This is a genomic window from Arthrobacter sp. S39, assembly GCF_004320525.1.
GTDB lineage: Bacteria > Actinomycetota > Actinomycetes > Actinomycetales > Micrococcaceae > Arthrobacter.
This window is the reverse complement of record NZ_SIHX01000013.1, coordinates 18,494-41,964: the sequence shown is the minus strand read 5'-3', so window position 1 is coordinate 41,964 and position 23,471 is coordinate 18,494. Positions and strand designations below refer to the sequence as shown.

General features: G+C 65.9%; 22 protein-coding genes. 20 read left to right on the top strand and 2 right to left on the bottom strand.

The annotated features are described in order from the left end of the window. Positions 1-8 precede the first annotated feature (8 nt). Together EYS21_RS19970 and EYS21_RS19965 are read right to left on the bottom strand one after the other, a co-directional pair. Positions 9-1,103, bottom strand: coding sequence for a polyprenyl synthetase family protein (locus tag EYS21_RS19970; protein ID WP_131134988.1), 1,095 nt, complete (start codon positions 1,101-1,103; stop codon positions 9-11). Continuing rightward, entirely contained in the window at positions 1,100-1,627 is a 528-nt protein-coding gene (locus EYS21_RS19965; protein WP_131134987.1) for a hypothetical protein, read from the bottom strand. Before EYS21_RS19965 ends, EYS21_RS19970 begins: the two co-directional genes overlap by 4 nt. Before the next feature lie 88 nt (positions 1,628-1,715). On the opposite strand from EYS21_RS19965, the gene dinB reads away from it, so the two are divergent. The 20 genes from dinB to EYS21_RS19865 all read left to right on the top strand — a co-directional run bounded on the left by dinB (position 1,716) and on the right by EYS21_RS19865 (position 23,429). After that, positions 1,716-2,927, top strand: coding sequence for a DNA polymerase IV (gene dinB, locus EYS21_RS19960; RefSeq protein ID WP_242633527.1), 1,212 nt, complete (start codon positions 1,716-1,718; stop codon positions 2,925-2,927). A gap of 239 nt (positions 2,928-3,166) precedes the next feature. Next, complete coding sequence (locus tag EYS21_RS19955) at positions 3,167-3,541, top strand: DUF3040 domain-containing protein (RefSeq protein ID WP_131134986.1); 375 nt, start codon at positions 3,167-3,169, stop codon at positions 3,539-3,541. A gap of 374 nt (positions 3,542-3,915) precedes the next feature. Continuing rightward, positions 3,916-4,344, top strand: a complete 429-nt coding sequence (gene mraZ, locus EYS21_RS19950) for a division/cell wall cluster transcriptional repressor MraZ (RefSeq protein ID WP_108599862.1) — start codon at positions 3,916-3,918, stop codon at positions 4,342-4,344. 168 nt (positions 4,345-4,512) lie between these two features. Beyond that, positions 4,513-5,505: a 16S rRNA (cytosine(1402)-N(4))-methyltransferase RsmH gene (rsmH, locus tag EYS21_RS19945; RefSeq protein ID WP_131134985.1), complete on the top strand. Its 993-nt coding sequence runs from the start codon at positions 4,513-4,515 to the stop codon at positions 5,503-5,505. Further along, positions 5,502-6,188: a hypothetical protein gene (locus tag EYS21_RS19940; RefSeq protein ID WP_131134984.1), complete on the top strand. Its 687-nt coding sequence runs from the start codon at positions 5,502-5,504 to the stop codon at positions 6,186-6,188. Before rsmH ends, EYS21_RS19940 begins: the two co-directional genes overlap by 4 nt. Before the next feature lie 42 nt (positions 6,189-6,230). After that, positions 6,231-8,033 (top strand): penicillin-binding protein 2, encoded by a 1,803-nt coding sequence (locus EYS21_RS19935; protein WP_207307836.1) that lies wholly within the window; start codon positions 6,231-6,233, stop codon positions 8,031-8,033. A gap of 60 nt (positions 8,034-8,093) precedes the next feature. Next, entirely contained in the window at positions 8,094-9,734 is a 1,641-nt protein-coding gene (locus tag EYS21_RS19930) for a UDP-N-acetylmuramoyl-L-alanyl-D-glutamate--2,6-diaminopimelate ligase (protein ID WP_131134983.1), read from the top strand. Between the two features lie 6 nt (positions 9,735-9,740). After that, entirely contained in the window at positions 9,741-11,207 is a 1,467-nt protein-coding gene (murF, locus tag EYS21_RS19925; protein WP_131134982.1) for a UDP-N-acetylmuramoyl-tripeptide--D-alanyl-D-alanine ligase, read from the top strand. Beyond that, on the top strand, positions 11,204-12,313 hold the full coding sequence (mraY, locus tag EYS21_RS19920; RefSeq protein WP_131134981.1) for a phospho-N-acetylmuramoyl-pentapeptide-transferase: 1,110 nt from the start codon (positions 11,204-11,206) through the stop codon (positions 12,311-12,313). Before murF ends, mraY begins: the two co-directional genes overlap by 4 nt. Beyond that, complete coding sequence (gene murD, locus EYS21_RS19915) at positions 12,295-13,872, top strand: UDP-N-acetylmuramoyl-L-alanine--D-glutamate ligase (protein ID WP_207307835.1); 1,578 nt, start codon at positions 12,295-12,297, stop codon at positions 13,870-13,872. The genes mraY and murD overlap by 19 nt, the downstream gene beginning before the upstream one ends. 2 nt (positions 13,873-13,874) lie before the next feature. Next, positions 13,875-15,203 carry a putative lipid II flippase FtsW gene (ftsW, locus tag EYS21_RS19910; RefSeq protein ID WP_131134979.1) on the top strand — a complete coding sequence of 443 codons (1,329 nt, stop codon included), beginning with the start codon at positions 13,875-13,877 and terminating at the stop codon, positions 15,201-15,203. A 6-nt stretch (positions 15,204-15,209) separates the two neighbouring features. Beyond that, the gene (gene murG, locus EYS21_RS19905; RefSeq protein ID WP_131134978.1) at positions 15,210-16,310 is read left to right on the top strand and encodes an undecaprenyldiphospho-muramoylpentapeptide beta-N-acetylglucosaminyltransferase; all 1,101 of its coding nucleotides are present in this window, start codon (positions 15,210-15,212) and stop codon (positions 16,308-16,310) included. Beyond that, a complete protein-coding gene (gene murC / locus EYS21_RS19900) occupies positions 16,307-17,683 on the top strand; it encodes a UDP-N-acetylmuramate--L-alanine ligase (RefSeq protein WP_131134977.1) in 1,377 nt (458 codons plus the stop codon). The genes murG and murC overlap by 4 nt, the downstream gene beginning before the upstream one ends. Next, a complete protein-coding gene (locus EYS21_RS19895) occupies positions 17,676-18,695 on the top strand; it encodes an FtsQ-type POTRA domain-containing protein (RefSeq protein ID WP_131134976.1) in 1,020 nt (339 codons plus the stop codon). Before murC ends, EYS21_RS19895 begins: the two co-directional genes overlap by 8 nt. 188 nt (positions 18,696-18,883) lie before the next feature. Further along, entirely contained in the window at positions 18,884-20,116 is a 1,233-nt protein-coding gene (gene ftsZ, locus EYS21_RS19890) for a cell division protein FtsZ (RefSeq protein ID WP_066285766.1), read from the top strand. An 8-nt stretch (positions 20,117-20,124) separates the two neighbouring features. Further along, positions 20,125-20,814, top strand: coding sequence for a polyphenol oxidase family protein (locus EYS21_RS19885; protein ID WP_131134975.1), 690 nt, complete (start codon positions 20,125-20,127; stop codon positions 20,812-20,814). Then, complete coding sequence (locus EYS21_RS19880; protein ID WP_131134974.1) at positions 20,807-21,529, top strand: YggS family pyridoxal phosphate-dependent enzyme; 723 nt, start codon at positions 20,807-20,809, stop codon at positions 21,527-21,529. The genes EYS21_RS19885 and EYS21_RS19880 overlap by 8 nt, the downstream gene beginning before the upstream one ends. Before the next feature lie 88 nt (positions 21,530-21,617). After that, positions 21,618-22,148, top strand: a complete 531-nt coding sequence (gene sepF / locus EYS21_RS19875) for a cell division protein SepF (protein ID WP_131134973.1) — start codon at positions 21,618-21,620, stop codon at positions 22,146-22,148. A gap of 122 nt (positions 22,149-22,270) precedes the next feature. Further along, the gene (locus EYS21_RS19870) at positions 22,271-22,558 is read left to right on the top strand and encodes a YggT family protein (protein WP_131134972.1); all 288 of its coding nucleotides are present in this window, start codon (positions 22,271-22,273) and stop codon (positions 22,556-22,558) included. A 175-nt stretch (positions 22,559-22,733) separates the two neighbouring features. Beyond that, entirely contained in the window at positions 22,734-23,429 is a 696-nt protein-coding gene (locus EYS21_RS19865; protein ID WP_131134971.1) for a DivIVA domain-containing protein, read from the top strand. Positions 23,430-23,471 lie beyond the last annotated feature (42 nt).

The window sequence follows — 23,471 nt, the reverse complement described above, 5'->3', positions numbered from 1 at the left end:
CGGAATTTTCAGGATGCCCGGCTGACGGTTGCCTCGGCCAGCCTGCGGAGGGCTGTCTTGGGCAATTCGTCCAGTTCCAGTTGTTCCAGCGCGTCAAACGCGGCTGCCCCGAATTCGCCAATCAGGACTTCGGTTGCCTGCAGGGCTCCGGATTCTTCGATGATGCGGCGGATCTCGGCGATGTCTGCGTCGCCGAGATCCGGGCTTCCGAGCTTGGCGTCGATGAAGGCGGATTCTTCAGCCGTTGCCTGGTCCAGGGCCAGCGCCACCAGAACGGTTCGCTTCCCCTCGCGGAGGTCATCGCCGGCGGGCTTTCCCGTGGTGACGGGGTCGCCGAAGACGCCCAGGACGTCGTCGCGCAACTGGAAGGCCTCACCCAGCGGAAGCGCGAAGGCGGAGTACCCGCGGAGAAGCTCGTTGGAGGCTCCCGCAAGTGCGCCGCCCAGTGCCAGGGGATGCTCAGTGGAGTACTTGGCGGACTTGAAGCGGATGATGGACTGCGCCCGGGACACGGCCCCGGCCCTGTCCCGGACAGGTCCGGCCACTTCTTCGAGGATGTCCAGGTACTGGCCGGCCATAACCTCGGCCCGCATGAGGTTGAAGATCAGCCGGGCCCTGCTCCCGGAAGCGGCTTTTTCGCCGATGTCCGTGAAGGCTTCCTCACTGAAGGACAGGCACAGGTCGCCGGTCAGGATGGCAGCGGCGTGGCCGAACCTCTCGTTGTCCAGGGCCCACCCCTGTGCCGTGTGCAGCTGGCTAAAGCGGCGGTGGACGCTGGGCCCGCCCCGACGTGTGTCGGACCGGTCGATGATGTCGTCATGGATGAGCGCCGCCGCCTGGAAGAGCTCGAGCGCCGAGCCTGCAGTCACAATTTGGCTGGCCCCGGCTTCCCCGCCGGCTCCCCGCCAGCCCCAGTAGCACATCAGGGCCCGGAGCCGTTTGCCGCCGGTGACCAGGTTGGAGATGGAACCCATGATGGGATCGATGTCCGGGGAAATGGCCGTCATCACGGATTGGCGCGTGGTCAGGAAGTCCGTCAGTTCACCGGCGACAGCCGCCACGTATCCGGTCTGTTCAAGGCGCAGCTGCTCTGCAACCGTCACTTGGCTGACTCAGCTGCCACGTTGGCGCCGATGGTGAACGTGGAAACGCCCGCGGTTTCCACCACCGCAAGGTTCACGGTCTCGTTGTCGCCCCGGACGAAGTCCTTGGACGCCACGGCGCCCACGGTTTCGCCTGGCACCGCCTTGAAGCCCTGGGCTTCAAGGGCCTTGGTGTAGAACTCGAGGACGGGTGCGGGCGGGCCGGAGATGCTGCCCACCAGCGCAACGGTTGCCGGCGTCGCTGACTTGTCGAAGCTGCTGGAAATCACGGTGGCTCCCGGCATGGCGGGAAGAAGCTGCTGTGGGAACCCGGCGACGAGCGCGCCCACGGTCGCTGAAGTCCCGGGTGAGGCCGAGGGGCTGGCCGACGCCGTGGCCGTGGGCTGGCCGGAGGTTTGCGGGGAAGTGGCGGAGGACGGCGTGGTTACTCCCGGTGCCGCGGGGCTGCAGGCGGCCAGTGCCAGCGCTGCGATGGCCACGAGGGCGGCCGATCCTGTTGGCTTAAGACTTCCAATGACCGTCACAGGGACTTTCCTCCTGGTGTTGATGCCGGATTCAGCCTCCAGTTTAGTCAGTACCAGCGGATAGGATTGTTTCGTGGGGCCGGACGGGATGAATCAGCACACCGAAGCGGGTCTTCGGGAGCTCCGCCGTACGCCCATCATGCATGTGGACATGGACGCTTTCTTTGTCACCGTCGAGTTGCGTACCCGGCCTGAACTCCGCGGCAAGCCTGTCATTGTGGGTTACCCCGCAGACCGTTCGGTGGTGCTGTCCGCCTCATACGAGGCCCGGAAATTCGGTGTGAAGTCCGCCATGCCAATGGTCATCGCAGCACGGATGTGTCCCAGGGCTGTCATCATCGAACCGCGGCACAAGCTGTACTACGAGGTCTCCGCCCAGCTGATGGGGATTTTTGAATCGGTCACCGATCTGGTCGAACCGCTCAGCGTCGATGAGGCCTTCCTTGACGTTGGCGGTGCCATCCGGCGGCTCGGCCCGCCCCGTGACATCGGCGAACTGATCAGGCGCCGCGTAGCCGCCGAACTCGGCATCACCGCCTCGGTGGGTATCGCCGCGAGCAAGTTCGTGGCCAAGATCGCATCCACGCGGTGCAAACCCGACGGACTGCTCCTGATCGGGCCGGAAGAAACCGTCCCCTACTTGCACAGCCTGCCGGTTGGTGCCTTGTGGGGAGTGGGAGCAAAGACTGCCGAGGTCCTCGCGCGGATGGGAATCAGGACCGTTGCGGATCTTGCCGCCACCCCGCTTCACACCCTGAAACGGACCCTGGGCGCCACGGGCGAGCATGTCTACCAGCTGTCCTGGGGGATCGACCCGCGTCCAGTGACCCCGGTGCGGCTTGAGAAGAGCATCGGAGCCGAGGAAACCTTTGCCGTCGACACCGCCGATAATGCCCTCCTGCACCGCGAACTGCTGCGCCTGTCGCACCGGACAGCGGAGCGGTTGCGCAGTTCCGGAATGGTGGCCAGGACGGTGGCCTTGAAGCTGCGCTACGCGGACTTCTCCACCATCACCCGTAGCCGGACGGTGCACACGCCGGTGGACAGTACGCAAATGATCTACGCCGTTGTACTCCAGCTCCTGGAGTCACTCGGTGACCGAAGCATGACGGTGCGGCTGGTGGGCGTCCGGGCAGAACAGCTGGAGGAAACGGCCCAGACCTCCCTGCAGCTCAGCCTGGACCGCAGGGATGACAACTGGCGGGCAGCTGAACAGGCATTGGACAAAGTGAGCCGGAAATTTGGCAATAAATCCGTGCTCCCGGCACGCCTGTTGGATTCCGGAAAAGGTTCAGCCTAGTTCCTGCCCCCTGCTGCGTCTTTTCCGTCGTCGAGCCCCTTGACGAAAGTCATTGCTGTCTTTCAGAACGGCTCTCGACAAACTATCCTTATATATACATAGTTTTCGAACGACTGGACATACCGCTCCCGTTCCGCCAGTGACGGCGGTGCGGGAACTCGTACGGGAGTCCGGTCGTTATCGGAGCAGAAGTACTGGCTGGGCCCAGCCCGGACGTTGGCCTACTTAAGGAGGTCGTGATGCCGCTCTCGGAGCACGAACAGAAGCTGCTTGAACAATTGGAAAAGCAGCTGCACGAGGACGATCCAAAATTCGCGAATTCCATGGGGTCTGATCCAGGGCGCTCATGGTCCACGCGGCATGTGGTGATCGGCGTTCTCTGCGCCCTCGCCGGGATTTTCCTCCTGCTTGTTGGCGTCACCCTCCAGAACATCTTCGTCGGCGTCCTGGGATTTGTGGTGATGGGAGCCGGCGTCTACTTCGCGACGATGCGCAGCTCGGCACCCGGAAAGTCCGGCAGCGGCGGCCGTCCAGGGAAGCCGGGCAAAGCCAGGAGTTCCTTCATGAGCAGCCTTGAGGAACGCTGGGACGAGCGGCGCCGCGGCGACTCCTGATCCAACCGGCCGCCAGGCCACCGGACTCCTCCATTCCGCACCACCTGACCCCCGCTCCAGCTCCGATGCGCCCCGCGAAAGCGGCCATTCAGTAAGCCACACCAGTAATTCCTGCAAAAGACCCGCCACGGCGGGTCTTTTGCTTTAACCGCGCACTGAAACCGGCTGCCCGGACGCTCCTCGGCATGCAAAAAGCCCTCCACTTTCCACCACCCCAGGAATCGCCGGATTTGCGGGCCCAATTCCCTAAAGTGGGGGAATCTGCGCCAATCTTGCGTTGACTGTGGGGGAAAGTGGAGTAATGTGGAGGGCATAAGAGGGTAGTTGCAACACAGGGGATGTGCAGTTCCTGACAGCAGACAGGCGGTGGGCCGGTGTTTCTTGGCACCCACTCGCCCCGTTTGGATGAAAAGGGCCGAATTATCCTCCCCGCGAAGTTCCGCGAGGAACTTGCCAGCGGCCTGGTGCTCACGAGGGGCCAGGAGCGTTGCATCTACGTCTTCAGCGAGCAGGAATTTGCACGTGTCCACGAGCAAATGCGGGAGGCGCCCATCTCCTCCAAGCAGGCCCGGGACTACATCCGCGTCTTTCTCTCTGGAGCCTCGGACGAGGTACCTGACAAGCAGGGGCGCGTGACCATTCCGGCGGCGCTTCGGGAGTACGCAGGCCTCGGCAGGGAACTGGCCGTGATCGGCGCAGGAACCCGCGCCGAGATCTGGGACGCCCAAGCCTGGAACGAGTACCTCGCAGAGAAGGAAACAGCCTTCTCTGAGACTGACGACGCCATTCCGGGGATTCTGTGATCGCCGGCATGGAACGGCGCAAAGCTTCTTGAACGAGATCTCCAGCCGCCCATCGGCCGGCCAACCTGGCTCACTTCCCCGGAGCCAGGCGGGCAGGACGACAGGCGCGGATGGGGATCTGGCTCAAGAAGCAACACCACGGCAATCATGGCAGGAGAGGACGAAGGCATGAACGATCACCCGAAGCCGACGTCCGAACGCCATGTACCGGTCCTTCGGGACCGGTGCATCAATTTGTTGGCCCCGGGCTTTGAGGCCGCGAGGCTGAGGGGAGACACCCCTGTGGCCATCGACGCCACCCTCGGCATGGGCGGCCACTCGGAAGCCATGTTGCAGCGCTTCCCGGACCTGCACCTGATCGGGATCGACCGCGACGAGGAAGCACTGGCCCTGGCCGGCGAACGGCTGGCGCCGTTCTCCGCACGGACTGACCTGGTGCACGCCGTCTACGATGAGATCGCCGATGTCCTTGACGACCTCGGTGTCAGTGAAGTCCACGGAATCCTGATGGACCTCGGGGTTTCCTCACTGCAGCTTGACGAACGCGAACGCGGCTTTGCCTACTCCTTCGACGCGCCGCTGGACATGAGGATGGACACCAGCCGCGGGCAGACCGCCGCAGATGTGGTCAACAACTACTCCGAAGACGAACTCGTGCGGATCATCCGCAAATGGGGCGAGGAGAAGTTTGCCGGACGCATTGCCAACAGGATCGTCGCAGCCCGCGCAGTGAAGCCTTTCGCCACCACCGGGGAACTCGTCGAACAGATCCGCTCGGTGGTTCCGGCCGCCGCGGCCAAGTCAGGCGGACATCCCGCCAAACGGACCTTCCAGGCGCTCCGCATCGAAGTCAACGAAGAGCTGGACGTCCTCGAGCGGGCGGTTCCCGCCGCCGTCGCAGCAACGGCACTTGGCGGACGGATTGTGGTCATGTCCTACCACTCGCTGGAGGACAAAATCGTCAAGGGCGTCTTCCAGGCAGGCTCCAAATCCTCGGCCCCGCTCGGATTTCCGGTGGAGCTGGAGGAACACAAAGCCGAACTCAAGACCCTCACGAAGGGCACCGAGGTGCCCACCGCCGTCGAAATCGCCGAAAACCCGCGCGCTGCCTCAGCAAGGCTGCGGGCCGTGGAACGCATCAGAACCAGGAGAACCGCATGAGCACCGCAGCCGCCGCCAAGAACTTTCCGGTCGTCTCCGGCAGCGCTGCGCCTGCGATTGGGCCCACTCCCGCCGGCGCTCCCGGCCCGGTCCGCAAGGCCCGCACCCCTCTCTCGGTGGTGCGCACCGCTCCCAGGAAGCGCCGCGCGCCCTTTGTTGTCCTCTGCTTTGCGCTGCTCGCCGTCGCACTCGTGGCCGTCCTGGTGCTGAACATCTCGGTGTCCACCGCCCAGTACCAGCTCGTGGAACTCCGGGGCAAGCAAAGCACGCTGACCAAGCAAAACCAGGATCTGACGCAACAGGTGCAGAACTTCGAAGCTCCCCAGAACCTGGCGGCCAAGGCTGCAGACCTGGGAATGGTGGCATCCACGGTTAAAGGCCAGATCGACCTTTCAACCCTGGCGGTCACCGGCAAGGCGACACCGGCCGTCAAGGGCGGAAACGCCGGTGCCGTCATCCCGGCGCCGGCAGTTGCCGGGCAGTTGAACGTGGTCCCGCCGGCAAGCACCGGGGAACCGCTGGCCAGCCGGAAGCCGGTGACTGAAGAACCTGCCGCAAATCCGCCGGCCGCGCAGGCTGCCGCTCAGGCCCCTGCGAATCCGCCGGCAGCAGCCCCTGCAGCGGCCAAGGAACTCCACGGCGGCTCCGTGCCGGCACCGGAACAGAAGACGCCCGGGCAGTAACTGGCACTGACAGGCAACACAGCAAACAGCAAGGAATTCAGGGTGGCGCAGAGGACCGGCAAGTCGAAGAACGGCAAGGTGCCCAACGCCACCAGACGGCTGCGCCTCGGCCTGGGCATCATGCTCACCCTGCTCCTGGTGGTAGGCGGCAAGCTGTTCCTGGTCCAGGGGCTGGACGTCGGCGGCATGGCCGAAGCGGCCCTGAACAAGCGGATGACCCAGACTGTCCTGCCGGCCGAGCGTGGAAGCATCCTGGATGCTGACGGCACCGTCCTGGCGAACAGCGTTATCCGGTACAACGTGGTGGTGGACCAGACCGTCAATACCAAAACGGAAACCTTCAAGCGCCTCGAAACCGTGGACGGCCAGGAAAAACTCGTTGATGTCTCCCGCGACCAGGGGATTTCCGAGCTGGCCGGGGCACTCGGAATGGACAAGGATGACGTCCGCAAGGCCGTCACCGGAGAATCCCGCTACTACATCGTGGCCAAGGACCTGAAGCCTGACGTTGAGGACAGGATTTCCAAGATGCAGATCCCCGGCATCGTCACGGAGGGCGTGAGCAAGCGCGTCTATCCCAACGGTTCGGTGGCAGGCGGCATTGTTGGCTTCCTCCAGGACGGGTACACGGGCCAGGCGGGAATCGAGCAAACGCAGGATGAGCTGTTGAAAGGCAAAGACGGCAAGCGGCTCTTCGAGATCGGTGCCGACGGCCTCAGGATTCCGGTCGGCCTGGACGAACTCACGCCCCCGGAGGACGGCAAGGATGTCAAGCTCACGCTCAACTCCGACCTCCAGTACTTTGCCCAGCAGGCCATCCAGAGCCAGTCGGACAAACTGGGCGCCGAGTGGGGCATCATCATCGTGATGGACGCCAAGACCGGCAACCTCATCGCCATGGCCGACACCAATTCCCCCGACCCCAACAACCCCGGCCTGGTGGCAGCCAAGGACCGCGGCGTCCGCTCCGTGGCGGCCGCCTACGAGCCAGGGTCCGTGGAGAAGATGATCACTGCCGCGGCGCTGATTGAGGAAGGCAAATCCAGTCCGCTGGACACGTTCACCCTCCCGCCGTCGTACACCGTGGATGGCCAGACCTTCAGCGACTCGTTTGCCCACGGCACCGAGGAGCGGACCCTCGCCGGCATCCTTGGCTGGTCCATGAACACGGGAACGGTCATGGCAGGCCAGCGGCTCAGCAAGGAACAACGGCACGACTGGCTGCAGAAGTTCGGCATCGGGGAGGCGCCGGACGTCGGCCTTCCCTCCACCGCCTCGGGCATCCTCACGCCGGCGGACCAGTGGGACGGCAGGCAGGAGTACACCGTACTGTTCGGCCAGGGTGTATCCCAGTCAACGCTCCAGACAGTGCGCGCCTTCCAAACCATCGCCAACAACGGCGTTATGCTCCAGCCGCGCCTGATCGATTCGTACATTTCACCGGACGGATCCGAAGAAAAGGCAGTCCAGCAGCCGCCCCGGCAAGTGGTATCCGACAACACCGCACAGCAGGTCCAGGACATCCTGGAAAGCGCCGTGACCGAGGGGCAGATCAAGGACGCAGCCATTGACGGATACCGGGTCGGCGCCAAGACGGGCACCTCGGAATCGCCGTGCGACGACGGCAAGTCAGGATTCTGCGGGTACACCGCGTCCATCGTGGGCATGGCGCCGATGGACGATCCGCGGTTTATTGTTGAGGTGGTACTGCAGCGGCCGAAGGGCAGCATCTACGGCATTACCCAAGGGCCGGTCTTCCGGTCAGTCATGAGCCAGGCGCTGCGGACCTACAACGTCCAGCCGTCCACCGGTGAACCGGCACGGCTGCCGCAATACGCCAAGTAGTACGGCCGCACGCCCAGCAGCGCCCGCTGGCACGATCCACTAGCACTTTCGGAGACCCTCTTGTCAGATCACAATGCCCCCGGCGCCAATACTTTTCCGGCCGGGGGATCCGCCACGTCGCAGTTCAGGCCCACGTCCGTTTCCGCGGTGCGCCTGGACAGCATCGGCGAATCCGTGGGCGTGTCAGTTCCCGGCCACTCGGCATCGGTCACCATCACCGGGATCTCCCTGAACTCACGCACCGTTGAGCCGGGCGACCTTTACGTCGCCCTTCCCGGGGCAACTCGGCACGGCGCGGACTTTGTGTCCCAGGCAATAGACGCCGGGGCGGCGGCCGTACTGACGGACGACGCCGGCGCACGCCTCCTCGCGCTCTCTGCCGACACGTCCGTTCCGGTCCTGGTGGTTGCCAGCCCGCGGAATGTGGTGGGGCCCCTGTCCGCCATGATCTACGGCAGCCAGCCTCCGGCCGGCGGAAAGCCCACGCTGTTCGGTGTCACAGGTACCAACGGCAAGACAACCACCACCTACTTCATCAATGCCCTGCTGCGTGCCCTGGGCCTGCAGACAGGGCTGATCGGCACCATTGAAATCAAGGCCGGCGGCGATCCCATTCCCAGCCTGCTGACCACTCCGGAGTCACCGGATGTCCACGCACTGCTGGCACTGATGCGGGAGCGGGGACTGGACGCCGCATCCATGGAAGTCTCCTCACACGCCGTGTCCTTCCAGCGCGTCGACGGGGTGGTCTTCGACGTTGCAGGGTTCACCAACCTCACGCAGGACCACCTGGACCTGCACGGAACCATGGACGACTACTTCCAGACCAAGGCCGAACTCTTCACGCCCCCGCGCGCCCGCCATGCAGTGGTGACTGTCGACGATTCCTGGGGCCGGCAGCTTGCCTCCACAACGGAGATCCCGGTCACGACCCTTGCGGCCACATCAGCCGGGGCTCCCGCAGACTGGACGGTCGCGTCGGCGACGGCGCGCGGACTCGGCACGGACTTCACCCTCACCGGGCCTGGCGGTGCGTCCCTGAACGTCCACACCGGCCTCCCGGGCAGCTTCAATGTGGCCAACGCGGCCCTGGCCGCCGTCATGGTCCTGGCCAGCGGCGTGGACGTGGCGGCAGTCCAGGCCGCCCTGGATGAACACGATCCGTTCACCGTGGCAGTCCCGGGCCGCATGCAGCTGGTCTCCGAGTCGCCGGCCGCGGTTGTTGATTTTGCCCACAACACCGACGCCCTGGCGCGCGCACTGGAAGCCGTGCGGTCCCCGCAGCCGGGGTCCAGCCTGATCGTCGTGTTCGGCGCCACCGGGCAGCGGGACCAGGGGAAGCGCCCGGCCATGGGCGCCATCGCGGCCACCCTCGCCGACACCGTCATCGTGACCGACGACGACCCGCACGATGAGGACGCTGCGGCGATCCGCGCGGACGTGCTGGCAGGGGCCCTGGAGGCGAAGGAACAGGCTTCGCTTGCGTGCCGCATCCTTGAAATCTTCCCGCGCGACGCCGCCATCCGGCAGGCCGTGGAACTCGCCGGGCCGCAGGACACCATCCTCGTGGCCGGCCGCGGACACGAGGTCTGGCAGGAAGTGAAGGGCGTCAACGTTGCCCTCGACGACAGGGTGGAACTCCGGAACGCCTTGACAGCCAGGGGATTCACCGTTCTCCAAGACGACCGGATAGAGTCCTAGACCGAGATGATTGCATTTACTGCGGCGGAAATCGCCGAAATCACAAACGGCCGCCTGGACGCCGATCCCGGGATCACCCCCCTGTCCGTGGTCACGGATTCACGCGTTGCCACGCCCGGGTCCCTCTACGTCGCGAAACCGGGGGAGCACGCGGACGGCCACGACTTCGTTGCCACCGCATTCGGGAACGGCTCAACTCTGGCACTGGTGGAGCGGCCGGTTGCCGGCCCGGACGGGGCACGCTACCCCGCGGTGCTTGTCGCCGACGCCGTGCTGGCCATGGGCGCCCTCGCCGCTGAGGCGGTGCGCCGCATCCGTTCTGCCCGCCAGGCCGCCGGTGAGGAATTCACGGTGGCAGGCATCACCGGTTCTGCCGGCAAGACCACCACCAAGGACCTGCTCGCCGGTATCCTCGCAGGCCAGGGAAACACCGTCGCGCCGCAGGGCTCCTATAACGGCGAGATCGGCGTGCCGCTGACCGTCTTCCGCGCGGACGCCACCACCCGGTTCCTGGTCATTGAAATGGGGGCGACAGGCATTGGCCACATCCGTTACCTCGCCGACATGGTGAAGCCGGACATCGGCGTCGTCCTGGGTGTTGGTACGGCCCACGCGGGGGAGTTCGGCGGAGTCGAAAACATCGCACGCGCCAAAGGCGAACTGCTCGAAGGGCTGTCCGCCACCGGGACCGCCATCATCAACCTCGACGACGACCGCGTCGCCGCCATGCGCGGCCGTACGCAGGCCGAGGTGCTGGGGTACTCCGCCGAAGGCCGTCCCGGCGCTGCCGTCCAGGCAGTCGACCCGGACACCAACTCCGCAGGAAACCCTGAATTCGACCTCATCCTGCCCTCCGGCGAGCCGGACCTGCACGTCAGCAGCAAACTGATCGGCGCGCACCACGTGGGCAACCTCCTGGCCGCAGCGGCGGCCGCGGCTGCCGCGGGGGTCCCGGGGCGCGACATCGCGGCCTCACTCAGCACGCAGGCGGCTGCCAGCCGCTGGCGCATGGAGCGCACCGAGCGGGCCGACGGCGTCACCGTCATCAACGATGCCTACAACGCCAACCCCGAATCCATGCGGGCCGCCCTGCGCACCCTCGCCGACCTGGGCCGGGGCCGCCGCACCTGGGCAGTCCTCGGCGCCATGCTCGAACTCGGACCCGAATCCATCCGCGAACACACCATTGTGGGCACGCAGGTTGTGCGGCTCAACATCTCCCGCCTGGTGGTTGTTGGCCGGGCGGCCCGGCCACTGTACGTCTCCGCCGTCCAGGAAGGTTCCTGGGGCGATGAATGCAGCTTTGCCGAAACCATCGATGAGGCCTACGAACTGCTGAACGCCGAGCTTGAACCCGGCGACCTCGTGCTGTTTAAGTCCTCCAACAGCGTGGGACTGCGCCACTTAGGCGATCGGATAGCATTACCCCCACAAACCCCGGTACCTGCCACTGAAGGGAGCGAGCAGCTGTGATTGCACTATTGATCGGCGCTGGCCTGGCCCTGTTGTGCGCCCTGGTGGGAACCCCGCTCTTTATCCGGCTGCTGGTCCGTAAGAGCTACGGCCAGTTCATCCGGGATGACGGACCGACCTCCCACCACACCAAGCGCGGCACGCCCACCATGGGCGGAACCGTGGTGGTGGGCTCCGTGCTGCTGAGTTACGGGCTGACGCACCTCATCATGTGGATGCTGAATCCCGCGTCCGCGGGCCCCTCGGCGTCCGCCCTGATCCTGCTGTTCCTGATGGTGGGCATGGGACTGGTTGGCTTCCTGGACGATTTCATCAAGATCTCCAGACAGCGAAGCCTGGGGCTGGACGCCAAGGCCAAGCTCATCGGCCAGGGCGCCGTGGGAATCGCGTTCGCCGTTCTCGCCCTGAACTTTCCGGACGCCGACGGCGTCACGCCCGCCTCCACCAAAATCTCCCTGGTCCGGGACCTTCCCTGGCTGGACCTGGCCTTCGGCGGGACCGTCCTTGGCGCCATCCTGTTCGTCGTCTGGTCCAACCTGATTGTGACCGCCGCGACGAACGGCGTGAACCTCACGGACGGCCTGGACGGCCTGGCCGCCGGCGCTGCGGTTATGGTGTTCGGCGCCTACACCCTGATGGGCATCTGGCAGAGCAACCAGGCCTGCGGCTCCCCGCGGGAGGCCGGCAGCGGCTGCTACTCGGTCCGCGACCCGCTCGATCTCGCCCTCCTGGCCGCCATCATGAGTGCCGCCCTCGTTGGATTCCTCTGGTGGAATACTTCGCCGGCCAAAATCTTCATGGGCGACACCGGGTCCCTGGCCATCGGCGGCGCGATTGCCGGCTTCGCCATCCTGTCCCGGACCGAACTGCTGCTGGGCATCATCGGCGGCCTTTTTGTCCTCATCACTTTGTCCGTCATCATCCAGGTCGGCTACTTCAAGGCCACCCGCGGCAAACGCTTTTTCAAGATGGCACCGCTGCAGCACCACTTCGAGCTCAAGGGGTGGGCAGAGGTCACCGTCGTGGTCCGGTTCTGGATCCTTGGGGGGCTCTTTGTGGCCGTTGGCCTGGGCATCTTCTACGCTGAATGGGTTGTGCTCCTGTGACCGTTTCCTCCCGCCTTCAGGACCTCGTCAGCTGGGACTCGGACTGGGCCGGGCTGCGCGTCGTGGTCACCGGCATCGGCGTGTCCGGCTTCGCCGCCGCCGACACCCTCATTGAACTGGGCGCCCGCGTAGTGGTGGTTGACGCCGCCACGTCCGAGACCGCCAAAGCCCAGGCGGACACCCTCAAGATCGTCGGCGCCGCCGACGTGCTCCTTGGCGAGGAAGCAGTCAGCAGGATCCCGAAAATCGACGGAGCCCTGCCGGAACTCATCGTGACGTCACCGGGCTGGCGCCCCGACCAGGCCCTCCTGGCATCGGCCGCGCGTGCCCACATCCCGGTCTGGGGCGACGTCGAACTCGCCTGGCGCCTGCGTGTCCGCGAAGGCCACAAGACCGCTGACTGGCTGACCATCACCGGAACCAACGGCAAAACCACCACTGTAGGGCTGACCGAAGCGATGCTGCAGGCCGCGGGGCTGAAGGCCATCGCCGTCGGAAACGTCGGGACTCCCATCCTGGACGCCCTCCGCGATCCCGTGGAGTACGACGCCTTCGCGGTGGAGCTGTCCAGCTTCCAGCTGCACTGGGCAGAATCCCTGTCACCGGTAGCCAGTGTGTGCCTCAACGTGGCCGAGGACCACGTTGACTGGCACGGCTCGTACACGTCCTACCTCGCGGACAAGGCCAAAGTCTACGAACGCACCCAGAAGGCGTGCATCTACAACGCGGAGCAGATCGAAACCGAGCGCATGGTGGAGAACGCGGACGTGACGGAAGGCTGCCGTGCCGTCGGCTTCACCACACTCACCCCTGCCATCAGCATGCTCGGGGTAGTGGAGGGCCTGCTGGTGGACCGCGCGTTCATCGCCGAGCGCAAGGACAGTGCGGCCGAGCTCGCCTCCATGGCAGACCTTGGCGAGTTCGCCCCGCGCCACATGGTGGCCAACGCCCTGGCGGCAGCGGCCCTGGTGCGGGCCTACGGCGTTGACCCCAAAGCTGTCCGGCAGGGTATCCGGGACTACATCCCCGGCAACCACCGGATCCAGCCGGTTGCCCGGCAGAACGACGTGCTGTGGGTCAACGACTCCAAAGCCACCAACCCGCACGCAGCCTCGGCATCGCTGGCCACCTTCGGGAACGTGGTCTGGATCGCCGGTGGCCTTTCCAAGGGCGTCAGCTACGACGACCTGGTACGTGACCACGCCGCACGGCTCAAGGCCGTGGTCCTGATCGGCACCGACACTGCGGCGCTGGCCGAGGCCCTCAGGCGACACGCACCGGATGTCCCGGTGATCGGAGCACCTGCGGGCGACACTGAAAACATGCAGACTGCCGCGCAGGACGGTGCCGTCGCAGGCAGCTCGCCGGATTCCGGGGAGGCCGTGATGTCCCGTGCTGTTGCGTCAGCGGCGGAGCTGGCCGCGCCGGGAGACACCGTCCTGATGGCTCCGGCAGCTGCATCCATGGATCAGTTCTCTTCCTACGCTCACCGTGGCGACGCCTTTATCAAAGCTGTCCGCGAGCTGGTGGAAGGGCAGGCCCAGACCGGCGAGGAGTAACAATGGTCAGCACGCCCACCCGGCCGCCGGCTGCAAAGCCGCGCCCGGGGAACACCGCCAAGGCGGCCTCCCCCCGGCTTTCCTTGCCCGCTCGGATCCGTAACGGGTACCGCCGCTTCTGGTCGGCACTGGAAGGTACAGGGACTTCGCGGAACGGCTCCACCTACTACCTCATCCTGGGTTCCACCCTCGCACTGACCGCCATCGGGATCATGATGGTTTTATCGGCCTCCAGCGTGGAATCCATCGCGGCCGGGAAATCCCCGTACGGGGACGCCCTCAAGCAAGGCATGTTTGCCGCCATCGGCATCTTCACCATGTTCGTCCTGTCGCGTATCAACGTCGTCTGGCTCAAGCGCCTGGCCTGGCCCGGCCTGGGCATCGCCCTGGTGCTCCTGGCCCTGGTCCAGGTCATCGGCGATGAAGTCAACGGAAACAAGAACTGGATCGACATCGGCGGCATCACCTTCCAGCCGTCCGAGGCGTCCAAACTTGCCCTGGCACTGTGGATGGCCACCGTCCTGGCCAGGAAAGGCAAGCTCCTGCGCCGGTGGCAGCACGCCCTGATCCCGGCGATTCCCGTAGCAGGCCTCGTCATCGGCCTCGTTGTGCTGGGGAACGACCTGGGCACGGCGATCATCATCATGATGGTCACCGCGGCCGCGCTTTTTTTCGCAGGGGTGCCGCTGTACCTGTTCGGCTTCGCCGCGCTGATCGGTGCTGCGGGAACCGCGGCCATGGCAGTCACCAGCTCCAACCGCATGTGCCGCATCACGTCCTGGTGGACGGGGCAATCCTGTGCCGACGGCATCGATGCGAACTACCAGGCCACGAACGGGATCTACGGCCTGGCCTCCGGCGGCTGGTTCGGCGTGGGCCTGGGCCAAAGCCGGCAGAAGTACAGCTGGATCCCCGAAGCCCACAACGACTTCATCTTCGCCATCATCGGTGAGGAACTGGGCCTGGTGGGCACCGTCGTCGTCCTGATCCTGTTCGCCATCCTGGGTGCGGCGATCTACCGCGTTGTGGTGGCGCAGGAGGACATGTTCCACCGGGTCCTGGCGGGCACCATCATGGTCTGGCTCCTCGGCCAGGCCACCGTCAACATGTCCGTGGTTACCGGGCTGATGCCCGTGATCGGCGTCCCCCTGCCCTTCATCTCCTACGGCGGCTCGGCGCTCATGATGTCGCTGTGCGCCGTCGGCGTGGTGCTGTCCCTCGCCCGGGAACAGATGCCCCCATCAATCAGGCCCAAGAGGATGCTGAAGTTCGGCAACAGGGCCTCCCGCGGATCCACCGGCCCGAAGAAAACCGCCAGAAAGCGTACCTAGCACCAGATGACTTCCCAGAACCTTTCCATCGTCCTCGCCGGTGGCGGAACGGCAGGCCACATCAGCCCGCTGCTTGCCATCGCCGCCGCCATCCGGGCCGCCGCGCCCGGGGCCAGCCTCCTTGCCGTCGGGACACCGTCCGGCATGGAAACCCGCCTGGTGCCGGCGGCCGGCCTGGACCTTGCCACCATCGACCGGGTGCCGCTGCCGCGCAAACCCTCCATGGACCTGCTCCGGCTCCCCGGCCGCCTGGCCGGGGCCGTGCGGCAGGCCGGCCGGATCCTGGACGAACACGGCGCAGACGTGCTCGTGGGCGTTGGCGGGTACGTGTGCACCCCCATGTACCTGGCTGCCCGGCGGCGGGGGATCCCCATTGTGATCCACGAGGCCAACGCGCGCCCCGGCCTCGCCAACCGTGTTGGCGCGTTGCTGACCAAGTATGTGGCCGTCGCCTTCGACACCACGCCGCTCCGGCACGCCCGCCACGTCGGGATGCCCATGCGCACTGAAATTTCCGGGCTGGAGCGGTCCGCCGCCCAGGCGGGTGCCCGCGAAGCGCTGGGATTGGACCCTGACCGGCCCACGCTGATCGTCACGGGGGGATCCTCCGGCGCCCAGAGCATCAACCGCACGGTGGAAGCGGCCGTGGGGGACCTGGCTGCCGCCGGCGTCCAGACACTCCACATCACCGGACGAGGTAAGACCCTGCTCGACGCCGATGGCAGGAAGCTCACAGCACCCGGCTACCGGCAGGTCGAGTACATCGATGGCATGGAGCTGGCCTACGCGGCCGCGGACTTGCTGCTGGCGAGGTCCGGCGCCGCGACGGTCTGCGAAGTGGCCGCCGTGGGCGTACCGGCTGTCTTCGTCCCGCTGCCCATCGGCAACGGAGAACAGGCACTCAACGCCGCCGGGCTGGTGCGGGCGGACGGGGCGCTGCTCGTCCAGGACCGGGACTTCTCCGCGCAGTGGGTCCGGGAGAAGCTCATTCCGCTGGTGACGGACACGTCCCGGCTGGCCACCATGGCCGCCAACTCCCAGCGCCTTGGAATCAGAAACGCCGACCAGCGCATGGCTGGTCTTGTCCTGGAAGCGGTATCCGCATGACCCCCGCCAACATCCACAGCCAGGAATCCCTGGGCCGCGTCCACTTCATCGGAATCGGCGGCGTCGGCATGTCCGCGGTCGCCCGGATCATGGTTGCCCGCGGGGTGGCAGTCAGCGGCTCAGATGCCAAGGACCTGCCCGTCATGGCAGACCTGCAGGCGGCGGGTGCCAGGGTCGCCGTCGGATATGACGCTGCCAACCTGGGCGACGCCCAGACCGTCGTGGCTGGCTCCGCCATCCGCGCCGACAACCCTGAACTGGTGGCAGCCCGGGAGGCCGGGTTGCCGGTCCTGCACCGTTCCGAGGCCCTGGCAGCCACCATGGGCGATGACGTGGTGGTGACCGTTGCGGGAACGCACGGGAAGTCCACTACGACGTCGATGGTCACCGTGCTGCTGCAGGGCGCGGGCCTGGAACCCTCGTTTGCCATCGGCGCCAACGTTCCGTCCCTCGGCGTCAACGCCGCACACGGCGCCTCCGGGATTTTTGTGGCCGAAGCCGACGAATCGGACGGCTCGTTCCTGAACTACCGGCCCAGGATTGCCGTGGTCACCAACGTGGAGCCGGACCACCTGGACCACTACGGAACCGCGGAAGCCGTTTACGCGTCGTTCGACCTGTTCACCGCCCTGCTGCCCGCCGACGGCGTCCTGGTGGCCTGCGCCGACGACGCCGGTGCGCTGGCCCTTGCCCGGCGCACCCAAGCGCGTGGCAACACCCGCGTGGTCCTGTACGGGACCTCCGCGGACGCGGACGTAGTACTGCACGACGGCGGCCCCGGCGACGTTTCCGTTTCCACCGCTGACGGCCGGTTCGCCCTCGAACTGCAGGTCCCCGGCCGGCACAACGCCCTGAATGCCGCAGCCGCCTTCGCTGTCGCCCTGGAACTGGAGGTGGACGCCCGTGCAGCCGCCGCCGCGCTGGCCGGCTTCTCCGGTGCGTCACGGCGCTTTGAGCTGAAGGGGGAGGCCGGCGGTGTCCGTGTCTTCGACGACTACGCCCACCACCCCACCGAGGTACGGGCCGCACTGTCGGCAGCCCGGTCCGTCGCCGGTGACCACCAGGTCCACGTCCTCTTCCAGCCGCACCTCTTCTCCCGGACCCGGGAGTTTGCCCGGGACTTCGCAGAAGCCCTGAACCTCGCGGACACAGCCCTGGTCCTGGACATCTACCCGGCCCGCGAAGATCCGATCCCCGGCGTCTCCAGCCAGCTGATCGCCGACCACCTGGGTTCCGGCGGGCGCCTCGTGGACGGAGACGCGGCAGTGGCCGAACTGGTCGCCGCCGCACGTCCCGGCGACATTATCCTGACCGCGGGGGCCGGCGACGTGACGGCGTTCGGGCCGAAGATTGTGCAGGCACTGCGTGGCTAGTGCCCGGCGCCCCACCTACACGTCGCCGGGTCGCGCCCAGCGGGGGAGCGGCGGATCCGGAAGCGGATCCGGCGGCGTGCCCGGAAACCGCGCGCCGGCCCAGTCGATGCAGTCGGAGGTCATCTCCGCCTCCAAGAGCGCTCCCGCGGCGGACCCGGACCCGACCCGGGGCAAACAGCCCAAGGACACGGGGTCCAAAGGCGCCAGGTCCAACGACGCGCCGTCGTGGGCCTCACGCCGCAAGGAAAAGAAGTCCAAGGACAAATTGCTCCCGGGCGCCGCCGCCGGCGCGAACGTCCTCGCGTTCCCGGAGCCCAGGGGCAGACGGCTGAAGCGGAACATCATCGTCACGGTCTGCACCGCGGCGGCGCTCATCGCCGGGATCCTCGCGGCCGCCATTTTTTCGCCGCTTCTCGCCGTCGGCACCATCACCGTGTCCGGCACTAAGCTGCTCACGCCTGACCAGGTGCAGGCCGCCCTGGAACCGCTGAAAGGCAAGCCGCTGCCACAGGTCAGCGACGAAGAGGTGGACCGGCTCCTGGAACCGCTGGTCCAGATCAAATCCGTGACCGTCCAGGCCAGGCCTCCTTCAGGACTGGTGGTTAACGTCAGGGAGCGCGTCCCGGTGGCACTGGTCAAGCAGGGGGAGCAGTACCAGCTGGTGGACGTCGACGGCGTCCAGCTGGCCGCCACCGCCGACCCGGAGTCCGTGTCACTGCCGGTCATCGACGGCGGCGCGGGCACGATCGGCAAGGACCTCTTCCAGGCGACTGCGGCGGTGCTGGGTGCCCTTCCCGCCGAAGTCCTGGCCAAGCTTTCAAATGCCTCGGCCCAGTCGGTGGACGCCGTTGAACTCAAGCTGGTCGACGGGCAGACCATCGTGTGGGGGAATGCCTCCGAAAGGGAGCTGAAGGCCAAGGTGCTGCAGGCTCTGCTGAAGGTGCCGGCCGATCCGAAGAACCCCGTGCGCGTCTACGACGTCAGTGTGCCCAGGCATCCCGTGACGCGCTGAACCTCTTTATTTCCCGGTATTCCCACGACACGCGGCCCCGGTTATTGAATGTGTGAACCATAGGAAATACCGTCACAGACATGAGTTACTTGACATAACTATAACCTTCAACTCGAAGGTTAAGGTTCAAAGCTTCAAGCCCGACTCCAAAAGTTTTCGCAATAGGACACGAACAAGGGACACGTAACGTGGCAGCTCCGCAGAATTACTTGGCCGTCATCAAGGTCGTCGGCATCGGCGGCGGTGGCGTGAACGCAGTCAACCGCATGATCGAAGTCGGTCTTCGCGGTGTCGAATTCATCGCAATCAACACCGATGCCCAGGCCCTGCTGATGAGCGACGCCGACGTCAAACTTGACGTCGGCCGGGAGCTGACACGCGGTCTCGGTGCAGGCGCCAACCCGGAGGTGGGCAAGCAGGCTGCAGAGGACCACGCTGACGAAATCGAAGAGGTCATCCGTGGCGCTGACATGGTCTTCGTGACCGCCGGCGAAGGCGGCGGAACAGGTACCGGCGGCGCTCCCGTCGTGGCCCGCATCGCACGCTCCCTTGGCGCGCTCACCATCGGCGTGGTCACCCGCCCGTTCACGTTCGAAGGCCGCCGCCGCGCCGGCTCCGCCGAGGCCGGCATTGACGCCCTCCGCGACGAAGTTGACACGCTGATCGTCATCCCCAACGACCGCCTCCTGTCCATCAGCGACCGCAACGTCTCCGTCCTGGACGCTTTCCGCTCCGCTGACCAGGTCCTGCTGTCCGGTGTCCAGGGCATCACCGACCTCATCACCACCCCCGGCCTGATCAACCTCGACTTCGCCGACGTGAAGTCGGTCATGCAGGGTGCAGGCTCCGCGCTGATGGGCATCGGTTCGGCCCGCGGCGAGGACCGTGCCGTCAAGGCTGCCGAGCTGGCCATCGCCTCGCCGCTGCTCGAGGCTTCCATCGACGGTGCCCACGGTGTCCTGCTGTCCATCCAGGGCGGCTCCGACCTCGGGCTCTTCGAGATCAACGAAGCGGCCCGCCTGGTACAGGAGGTGGCCCACCCCGAGGCGAACATCATCTTCGGCGCAGTCATCGACGACGCCCTCGGCGACGAAGCCCGCGTGACGGTCATCGCGGCAGGCTTCGACGACGTGAAGGCAACCTCGCCCTCCATGGACCAGTCCCAGCCGCAGGTGGCCCCCCAGCGCCCCGCTGCCCCCGCGCCGGCACCGGCCCAGGCCCCGTCGGGCGGAAGCCACCAGATGAACGTGCAGCCGGTCCACGCAGGCGTCGGCGCATCCGGCCTGAGCAACTGGGGCCAGCAGCGCCCCTCAGCTGTCCCCGCGGACTCCGGCTTCGACGTCGACCTCCCTTCGGTAGTGGAGCCGGACCTGTCCGGCAGCCGCTCCGATGACCTGGATGTCCCCGACTTCCTGAAGTAGGGCCCGGCTTGTTCCTTTGGAAGGCTGAGGTCCTGCCCGGTGTGTCCGTGGCGTTCACGGACACACGCGCCGGCAACCTGGCACTGCACGTGGGGGACAACCCCGCCGGCGTCCGGGCGCGCAGGGAAGAACTCGAACGCGGCGCGGGCATGGTTGCGGGCTCCCTCCGGTTCATGAACCAGGTGCACGGAACCGCCGTAGCGGTAATGGAAGCCGGCAGCGAAACACCAGAGGCAGACGCCATGGTTTCCCATGGCGTGCCGCTGGCGGTCATGGTGGCAGACTGCATCCCCGCCGTGCTGGTCGGCCAGGCAGCCGGCGGCCCGGTACTTGCCGCTGTCCACGCCGGCCGGCCAGGGCTGGCAGCGGGCGTCATTCCCGCCGCCGTCGAGCAGATGCGTGCCCTGGGAGCCGCCGGCATCCAGGCCTGGCTCGGTCCATCCATCTGCGGCGCCTGCTACGAAGTCCCGGCCGCGCTCCGGGAGGACGTGGCCGCCGCTGTCCCTGCAACATGGTCCACCACCAGCTGGGGAACGCCCGGGCTCGACCTGCCGGCCGGAGCGCGGGCCCAGCTGGAAGCGGCGGACGTGGACATCATGTACTCCGGGCCCTGCACCCTGGAGAACGAGGACCTGTTCTCCTACCGCCGGAACAAAGACACCGGCCGGTTTGCCGGACTGGTGTGGTCCCATGACTGAGGCTGTTGCCCGCACCGCGGAGCTGGAGAAGGGGCTCGCCGCCGTCCGGAGCCGCATCACGGCCGCCACCAGTGCATCCGGCCGTGCGGACGAGCCCACACTGATCGTGGTCACGAAGTTCCATCCGGCAGAGGACATCCGCCGTCTCGCCGGGCTTGGCGTCACCGACGTGGGTGAAAACCGCGACCAGGAGGCCTCGGCGAAAGCCGAGGCCCTGCACGGGCTCGGCCTCAACTGGCATTTTGTGGGCCAGCTCCAAAGCAAAAAAGCCAAGTCCGTGGTCCGCTACGCCTACGCCGTCCACTCCGTGGACCGGCCCCAGCTCGCTGACGGGCTCGCCCGGGCTGTTGCTGCCGAACAGGACCGTTCCGGACGGGCCGCGCTGGAATGCTTCATCCAGGTCAGCCTCGACGACGACGCCGGTGCACACCGCGGCGGCGCCGCTCCCGCCGACGTGCCATCCCTCGCAGAACAACTGGCTGCCGCCGACGGACTGGTCCTGGCCGGTGTCATGGCCGTGGCGCCGCTGGGGGTTCCGCCTGAAGCATCCTTCGAGAAGCTGGCCGGGATCTCTGCCCGGCTCACCGCGGAACATCCCGCCGCCACCGGCATTTCGGCAGGCATGAGCCAGGACCTTGAAGTGGCCATCCGCTTCGGAGCGACACACCTGCGGATCGGTTCGGATATTCTCGGATCGCGTCCTGCGGTGGGGTAGCGTCAAAGCATTGGAAGTGAATGGCGGGGATTTCCAGTGCTGTCAAATCATTGGTCGGCCCGCCTACGGACACGATTAGGAGTCGACCATGGCCGGCGCTCTGCGCAAGACAATGATCTATCTTGGGCTCGCCGATGGCGATGAACACTACGAGTCCGAGCACCACACCACACGTAAGGATGAGGACGAACCCATGGAAGTTGACCGCGATGAACGCCGTGCACCCGCACCCGTCCGCGATGTCAGCCGTGAGGCGTCCTACGTCCCCGAAGAGGAATACCGCGCACCAGTGACCCCCATCAAGCGTGCGGCATCCAGCCGCGAAGAATCTACCGGGCTCCGGCAGATCACCACCATCCACCCGCGGTCCTACAACGACGCCAAGCTGATCGGCGAGAGTTTCCGCGACGGCATCCCCGTCATCATGAACGTCACCGACATGGGCGAGGCCGATGCCAAGCGCCTGGTGGACTTCTCCGCGGGGCTTGTGTTCGGACTCCGGGGCAGCATCGAACGTGTCACGAACAAGGTCTTCCTCCTGTCGCCGTCGTACATCGAGGTCATCGGCGATGACAAGAAGGTCAGCGAGACCCAGGCAAGCTTCTTCAATCAAAGCTAGCCATTAAGCTCATTGCGGATGCCAGGCAGGTGGACCTGTCTGGCATCTGTGCTGAAATAGACAATGAAGCATTGGCAGGACACCGCGGTATCCGGAATGAAGATGGAGATATGAGTTAAGTCATGGGAATTGTTTTCGGACTTGTCTATATCGCCCTTTTACTCTTCCTCGTGGCGCTCATCGTGAGGCTGGTGTTCGACTGGGTCCAGATGTTTGCCAGGGAATGGCGGCCCCGGGGACCGGCCCTCGTGGTGGCCCACGCTGTGTATTCGGTCACCGATCCGCCCCTGAAAGTCCTGCGGCGGATGATCCCTCCGCTCAGGCTTGGCGGCATCAGCCTGGACCTGGGGTTCCTGATATTGTTCATCGCCGTCAGCGTGGCGATGGGGATCACCAGGAGTTTCGCGTAAATTTCCATTTAGACCTAGCTGTGCAGGTACTGATCCTTAGGGAACTGTTACGTGCAACGCGAAGAAACTCCGGTTTGACACCACGGTGTTGAATTAGAGGAACCAGACCATATTTAGGTACCGTAGTTTTGACGGCCGGAAGGCCACTGACTAACTAGACCAGTGAGGTGACCAGATGGCTTTGACGCCAGAAGACGTTGTCAACAAGCGCTTTCAGCCGACCAAGTTCCGCGAAGGCTACGACCAGGACGAAGTAGATGACTTCCTGGACGAAATCGTCGTTGAGCTCCGGCGCCTGAACCAGGAAAACGACGAGCTGCGCAAGAAGCTCGCCGAAGGCGGATCCGCCGTTCCTGCCAGCGCCACCGCTGCAGCACCGGTGGTCGAGAAGGTCCCCGCGCCCGTCAAGGCCGAGAAGGATGACTCCCGCGCCAAGGCCGAGGCCGAGGCCAAGGCCGCCGAGGCAAGCAAGAAGAAGGAAGCCGAGCAGGCTGCCCCCGTGGCTGCTGTTCCGGCTGCCGCCCCCGCCCAGGCGGCAGGCAGCACCGTTTCTGCCGAGTCCGCCGCCGGCCTGCTGGCCATGGCGCAGCAGATGCATGACCGCCACGTCGCTGACGGCCAGTCCCAGAAGGACAAGATCATCGCCGAGGCGCAGATCGAAGCCAGCAGCCTCGTCAACGACGCCCAGGAGAAGTCCCGCAAGATCCTCGGTGCCCTGGAGCAGCAGCGTTCCGTGCTGGAACGCAAGGTGGAGCAGCTGCGCGGCTTCGAGCGCGACTACCGCTCACGCCTGAAGGCCTACATCGAAGGCCAGCTGCGCGACCTTGACGCCCGTGGTTCAGTGGCCGCACCCGAGGTCGAAGCCAACTAGTCTGTCAAGCACGTATTCTGAAAGCCGGTGGCTGAGGATTCC